The sequence below is a fragment of the Bacillus sp. EKM208B genome, assembly GCF_011800725.1.
Lineage (GTDB): Bacteria > Bacillota > Bacilli > Bacillales > Bacillaceae > Bacillus > Bacillus velezensis.
In genome coordinates, this window is record NZ_JAANHO010000006.1 from 283768 (window position 1) to 290422 (window position 6655).

A 6655-nucleotide genomic window follows, 5' to 3' on the forward strand; every position below is an offset into this window, starting at 1 on the left:
AAAAGGGAGCCTGATGATCGGGGCTCCCTTATCACTTCTTATGATACGATTACCAGATTTCGTCCGCCCATTCCGGATGGTCGATAAACGGATTGCGGTTATGCTGATAGTCTTCGTAAATGATTTCGTTCCGCCGTTTTTCCTTACTGTCGACGGGGTCTTGTTGATTCCATTTGAGCAAAACGGACAGTTTTCCCATGTAAGGAGCTGAGCCGTTTCCGGTTTTATCATTCAGCTCAAGGTCGGGATACCCGTCTTCTCCTTCATAACGCACCGCCATGTAAAACAGCATGCGGGCGACATCTCCTTTGACCTCATCGTGCGGCTCCCAGGAATCACCGTCGTAATAATTGCCCGGCGCTTTCGGGTATTCTGAGCCGCCGTTATCAAAATCCATGTTTCCTCTGGCACTGTTCACCTGGACGTCTGCAGGGCGCAGATGATGAATGTCCGTCCCGGGGCCGGCAGCTGTTCCGAAGTTTCCGTGTGACTTTGCCCACACGTGTTCGCGGTTCCAGTCCCCGACGCTGCCGCCGTTTTTACTTTTGGCCCGTGATTCCTGGGTGTAGAGCAAGATGACATTGTTCGGATTTGCCGGATCTTCGTCAGTTTCCTTCAATGCATTCCAGACTTGGCTGTAAGACAGCTTTGTATGTCCGCTGATGATGCGGTGCAGGGCGCTCTTTAAGGCCGTTCCGCTTTTTCCGGAAGCTTCTTTGTAATATGTGTCCGTATCCGCAGACGGAGTGATGACAGCTGAGGCAGTTTGCGGAAAAAGAGTTGTGCCGCCGGCAGTTGAAACCGCCATCCGGCTGTACAGATTCGTGTCAGCCGGCGCGCCTGCAGAGGCTGACGGCGCGGCCCATCCAAAAATGAAAAACAGGCAGACAATCGGCAGAAACCAAAGTTTTTTTGTCATGACTTGCCCTCCTTTACCTCTATTATCCAAAAAATAAATCCAATATTCTATCTTTTTTGAAAAATGGTTCCTTCGGCTTATTGGCCAAAGTATCCGGAAAATCATTGATTTTTTGGAAGATATGATAATGAACTCGTTATGCGCTCCTTCTATAATGAAGATCATCTTGTCAGTTTTTCAGTTTAAAAGGAGGGCGTGTATGGAACATCAGCAGCTTTCGGCGGCGAATATCGGGATTTCCGATGACATACAATGGCTGTCTCAATTCGGCGCTTCCGCTTCCGGCGGAGTGACGAGGCTTTTATATACGAAAGAATGGATGGACGCCCAGCTTGCCGTCAAAAAGAAAATGGAGGCGTTCGGGCTGGAAACGGCATTTGACGATGTCGGTAACGTGTTCGGCCGTCTGAGCGGCACAGAATCGCCTGATGAGGTGATTCTGACCGGGTCGCATATTGACACCGTTATTGACGGCGGCAAATATGACGGAGCGTTCGGCGTGCTGGCGGGCATGCTGGCGATCCGGCATTTGCATGAGACGTGCGGGCGTCCGAAAAAAACGCTGGAAGCTGTGTCGCTCTGTGAAGAGGAAGGGAGCCGTTTTCCCATCACCTATTGGGGCTCAGGCAATATCACCGGTGCTTTCTCACTTTCAGATGCGGAAACGCCGAAAGACGCGTCCGGCATTTCTCTGAAAGAAGCCATGCGGCATAACGGCTTCGGTGCAGGCCGTTATCCGGCGCCGCTGCGCACTGATATTAGTGCCTTTCTGGAAATTCATATAGAACAGGGGCAAACGCTTGAACGATCGGGAAAGGATATCGGGATTGTCACCGGGATTGCCGGACAGAGACGCTATACCGTTACGCTTGACGGTGAATGCAACCATGCGGGGACCACTTCAATGAAATGGCGGAAAGATCCGCTCGCGGCGGGAAGCAGCATCATCCATGAACTCATGCTCTCAGCGGAAAGACAGCCGGAAGAGCTCCGCCTGACGTGCGGGAAAATGACGGTTGAGCCGAATATGGCGAATGTCATTCCGGGCCGTATCCAGTTTTCCGTTGATATTCGCCACCGGCAGGAAGACGTGCTGGCAGCCTTCCATCAGAAACTGGTATCGATTGTTGAAAACATCAGCCGCAGCAAAGGAGTCAGACCCTTTATTGATGAATATATGAGGATAGAGCCGGTTCAAATGGATCAGAAACTGAGGCGAACCGCAGCAGAGGCTGCAAAAGAGCAGGGGGCGGACCCGGAGAAGATCGTAAGCGGAGCGGGACATGACGCCCAGATGCTCGGCAAAACCTTTCCGGCCTGCATGCTGTTTGTGCCGAGCCGTGGCGGGATCAGCCACTCGCCGCTTGAATTCACACCCGCACATCAGCTTGAAACCGGCGTCCTTACGCTGGCGAATGTATTACATAAACTTGCCTATTAACGTAAAGGGGGAATCGGCGTGCCGACCAGAAAAGAATTGTGCATTCCGCAAAGAACGATTATGACACCGGGACCGACAGAAGCTGAACCGAGAGTGCTGAGGGCGATGGGCGCTCCGATCATCGGCCAGTTTGACCCGGCATTTACCGGCATCATGAACGAAACGATGCAAATGCTCCGTGAATTGTTTCAAACGGAAAACCGCTGGGCCTATCCGATTGACGGTACATCAAGAGCGGGGATTGAGGCTGTTCTCGCAAGTGTGATAGAACCGGGTGACAGTGTGCTCGTTCCGATATACGGACGCTTCGGATACCTGCTGACTGAAATCGCCGAGCGGTACGGAGCGGACGTTCATACGATCGAGTGTGAATGGGGAACGGTCTTCCGGCCTGACGAGATTATCAGCGAGATGAAAAAGATTTCCCCGAAAATCGTCACTATGGTGCACGGAGAAACATCAACGGGGCGGATTCACCCGCTGAAAGAAATCGGGGAAGCGTGCCGCGCCCAAGACGCACTCTTTATCGTGGATGCCGTGGCCACGATCGGAGGCTGCGCCGTAAAAACGGATGAATGGAAGATTGACGCAGTCATCGGGGGAACGCAAAAATGCCTATCGGTCCCTTCCGGAATGGCGCCGATTACTTATAATGACCGGACGGCAGCTGTCATTGCCGCGCGTAAAAAAATAGAACGGGGCATTGCGACGGCGGCTGACGGCAACATGCTGTCCGGTCACCGTCCGATTACGAGCAACTATTTTGATCTGAGCCAGCTCGAAGATTATTGGAGTGAAAGAAGGCTGAATCACCATACAGAAGCGACAGCAATGCTTTATGCGCTGCGGGAGGGTGTGCGTCTTGTCCTGGAAGAAGGACTTGAAGAACGGTTCCGCAGACATCGGCGTCACGAAAAAGCGCTTACGGCGGGACTTGCAGCGATGGGCCTTGATTTATTCGGCGATCCGGAGGCGAAGCTGCCTGTCGTCACATGTGTGCAGATTCCGCCGGAAGCAGACGGCGAATCGATCAGAAGTATGCTTTTGTCTCAATTCGGAATTGAAATCGCCAGCTCATTCGGTCCGCTGCAGGGGAAAATTTGGCGAATCGGAACGATGGGCTACAGCTGCAGAAAGGAAAATGTGCTGTTTGTGCTGGCCGGACTTGAAGCGGTTCTGATCAGACACGGAGTTGCCGTTAAAGCTGGGGAAGCGCTGCAGGCGGCCCTTAACATATATGATCTGCCGGCTGAAACCGGTGTGCTGTCATGAGACTTGAAAACGAGATTGAAATCATCTGGACTTTTTTCCCTTTTGCCCGTTATACTGAATGGTTTAAAAAATGACAAATATGGAATGATCATCTGTTTGTCTGGGGAGAAGGTAAGAAATCATGGCGTACATAGGCCGATTGTCAATTTTAATGCTGAATATGTTTATTGCGATGCTTGGAATCGGATTGATTATTCCGATTATGCCCACCTATATTACCGAATTCGGAGCGACGGGCAGCACGATGGGTCTGCTTGTTGCGGCGGCGGGGCTTACACAGCTTTTATTTGCGCCTATTGCCGGGGAAATAACCGACAAATACGGACGGCGGAAACTGATTATTTTCGGCATCGCCGCCTTTGCCGTGTCACAATTGATCTTCGCTTTTGCCGGAAGCCTGTGGCAACTGTTCGCATCCCGGCTTTTGGGCGGAATGGGCGCGGCGTTTTTAATGCCGTCAATGTTCGCTTACATAGCGGATATTACGACCGAAGAAGAACGCGGGAAAGGAATGGGGCTGTTCAGCGCGGCGATGACGCTCGGTGTCGTCATCGGGCCCGGTGTCGGAGGCTATTTGGTTCATTACGGCATGTCTGTGCCGTTCATCGTGTCCGCAAGTCTCGCCTGCTTTTCAACGGTGCTTTCATTTTTCTTTCTGCCCGAAACGCTGGGGCGTGAAAAGCAGCTGGAAGCCCGGGCTAAAACGGAAAAACGTGAGCATCTGTTTAAGCAAATGTCACGCGCGCTCAAATCGCCGTTCGCGTTTATGCTGATTCTGGTTTTTGTGCTGAACTTCGGAATTATGAACTTTGAATCGGTTTTCGGCCTTTACGTTGACCATAAACACGGATTTAAAGCCTCTGATATTGCCTTTATTATTACGGCTGCGGGTCTCATCGGCGTGTTTGTGCAGGCGGTCGGCGTCAGTTATCTCGTCCGCAAGTTCGGGGAAAAACGCGTCATTAACGTGACGTTGATCGGGGCGGCTGCAGGACTTGTGTGGTGCCGGTTTGCGGGTTCATATTGGACTGTTTTTGCCGCGGCAATCTTTTTTCTGACGCTGACATCGCTGCTCCGGCCGGCGGTTAATACGATGCTGTCGAAGCTTGCCGGTGACCAGCAGGGGTTTGCCGGAGGGATGAATACCTCATTCATCAGCTTAGCGAATATCGCCGGACCGTCTGCTGCCGGTTTTCTCTTTGATGTAAATATGGAATTTCCGTATATGCTGGGAGCGGCCATTCTCGCCATCAGTTTTCTGGCCGCGCTTGGCTGGGGCAAAAAGACACAGACCCGGCCGTTCACGCAGCAAGGATAAGAATCAAAGCCTCCGTGTATCCGGAGGCTTTTTGCTATCTCATAGGGAGGAAAAAAATGAATAGACTTAAAACCTTGTTTATTTTCATTTGCATACTGATCGTCACAACCTCTTGCGGTCTCATCCCAACTGGGAATGAAAAAGAGGAAAAAAGCAGCAATCAAAAGACTGTATTAAAGGATATTGACAATGCGAGTTTTATTGTTGGTTTTTCCAACACTTTAGATAGGGGAAGTGAGATTGGGGTTTACAGTGAAGATGGTACTAAAATGGATAGCTTGGAATTGAAAGGTGGTATAAATTTTACGATGTCTTCACATAACAAAAACGATACGTACTTCTCATCAAATAGAAGCAATAATCACTTGATGATAGACAATAAAACCGGAACAATAAACAAAATAAATGAAAAGAGTTTGTCAAAAACAACTGAGGATGAAGGTGCTTTCTTTATAAGAAGTTCTGACGGTTATATCATCCATGACATTAACGTTGGATATACAGACAAAGGGCTGAAGAGTCAATTGGTATATTGGAAGGAAAACAGCCGAAAAAACAAGAAACAAATAAAGCTTGACGGAGAACTTGGATCAGCAATCGTCGCTAAAAATAAAATTTATGTCATTTCAAGTGATGAAGAAAGTATGTCCATCCTTTCAATTAACCCAGAGACAAATAAGCAAGAGAACAAGGCATCCATACCGAATAAAGGGATATACTTCATGGATGAAAAGGATGCATTCCAAGCTTTAGATGAAAATACATTTGTACTGGCAGTTAATGATAACGTGAATGAGAAAGAGAATTCTAAGCTCATATTAATAGACAAAGAGACGCTAAAGGTGAAAAAAGAAGTCGAGATGGAGAAAGGGTTTCACCCTGCAAAATTGAAAATAGTAAAAGATCAGGTTCTAGCCGTTTCTTTTGATGGGAAGCTGCAGATATTTGATAAAAAAATGGTTAAGAAAAAATCTTTTGATTTTTATGCTGGGGATGATAACAAATTAATGAATGATGTTCAATTCACTGACAGAGAGATGTATGTTTTACTCAAAAACTTTGATATCCAGCGCGATAAGAAGCTTGGAGACATCACGTCTTATGATTTGAAATCAGGCAAAAAGCTAAAAACAATCCCGCTAAAAGCAAACAAAGAGTGGGAAATTGCACGTTTTGAAATTTTAAAATAAGTTTAGGTGATTAGATCAGCTCCAGTTCATTCTGCATATATTTACTCATCATTACCGGGAGATTCCAGCATGGTTCAGTGTACGCTGTATAGGACAATAAGGATCATTGAAGGGATGGATTGACATGAATAGTATTAGGTACATATTGTATTTTGTGATTTCTTTCGTTTTACAGCTTCTCTGGTTCTTCTTAGTAAAAGAAAATTCTAATGCAACTATACTGGACATGTTGATGATGTCTCTATTATTCACATTATTTATGTTCATCTTAGATAAATTTCTCAAAAAAAAGCAGGCTGCATAAGGCCTGCTTTTTTTGTTGTAGACTTAAAACTCAAACTAAGATTTATGATCAAGACGAATGAAATTTTGCGGTTTTATTGCGGATATACATAATTTTGGAAATGTTAGAATATGATATAAAAGAGGAGTGGCCTTGTGAGTTCTGTTTTACCATCATCGGAGGTTGGCGTTAAGATTAATGAATGGTACAAAATGATACGTCAGTTCAGTGT

General features: G+C 47.5%; 7 protein-coding genes. 6 read left to right on the plus strand and 1 reads right to left on the minus strand.

Annotated elements, in window-relative coordinates:
- Positions 1 to 49: 49 nt before the first annotated feature.
- On the minus strand, positions 50 to 919 hold the full coding sequence (locus tag G9F75_RS13355; protein WP_015240523.1) for an endonuclease I family protein: 870 nt from the start codon (positions 917 to 919) through the stop codon (positions 50 to 52).
- A gap of 199 nt (positions 920 to 1118) precedes the next feature.
- On the opposite strand from G9F75_RS13355, the gene allC reads away from it, so the two are divergent.
- From allC to G9F75_RS13380, 6 genes are all read left to right on the plus strand, one after another.
- Positions 1119 to 2360: an allantoate deiminase gene (allC, locus tag G9F75_RS13360; RefSeq protein ID WP_167409143.1), complete on the plus strand. Its 1242-nt coding sequence runs from the start codon at positions 1119 to 1121 to the stop codon at positions 2358 to 2360.
- A gap of 60 nt (positions 2361 to 2420) precedes the next feature.
- The gene (locus tag G9F75_RS13365) at positions 2421 to 3632 is read left to right on the plus strand and encodes a pyridoxal-phosphate-dependent aminotransferase family protein (protein ID WP_306470952.1); all 1212 of its coding nucleotides are present in this window, start codon (positions 2421 to 2423) and stop codon (positions 3630 to 3632) included.
- Positions 3633 to 3753: 121 nt separating this feature from the next.
- The gene (locus tag G9F75_RS13370) at positions 3754 to 4950 is read left to right on the plus strand and encodes an MFS transporter (protein ID WP_094296266.1); all 1197 of its coding nucleotides are present in this window, start codon (positions 3754 to 3756) and stop codon (positions 4948 to 4950) included.
- Positions 4951 to 5006: 56 nt separating this feature from the next.
- The gene (locus G9F75_RS13375) at positions 5007 to 6140 is read left to right on the plus strand and encodes a hypothetical protein (RefSeq protein ID WP_094296265.1); all 1134 of its coding nucleotides are present in this window, start codon (positions 5007 to 5009) and stop codon (positions 6138 to 6140) included.
- A gap of 124 nt (positions 6141 to 6264) precedes the next feature.
- Entirely contained in the window at positions 6265 to 6444 is a 180-nt protein-coding gene (locus G9F75_RS20110) for a hypothetical protein (protein WP_021493988.1), read from the plus strand.
- 134 nt (positions 6445 to 6578) lie between these two features.
- Positions 6579 to 6655, plus strand: a 77-nt coding sequence (locus G9F75_RS13380; protein WP_167409146.1) for a response regulator aspartate phosphatase, incomplete at its 3' end; no start/stop codon positions are given.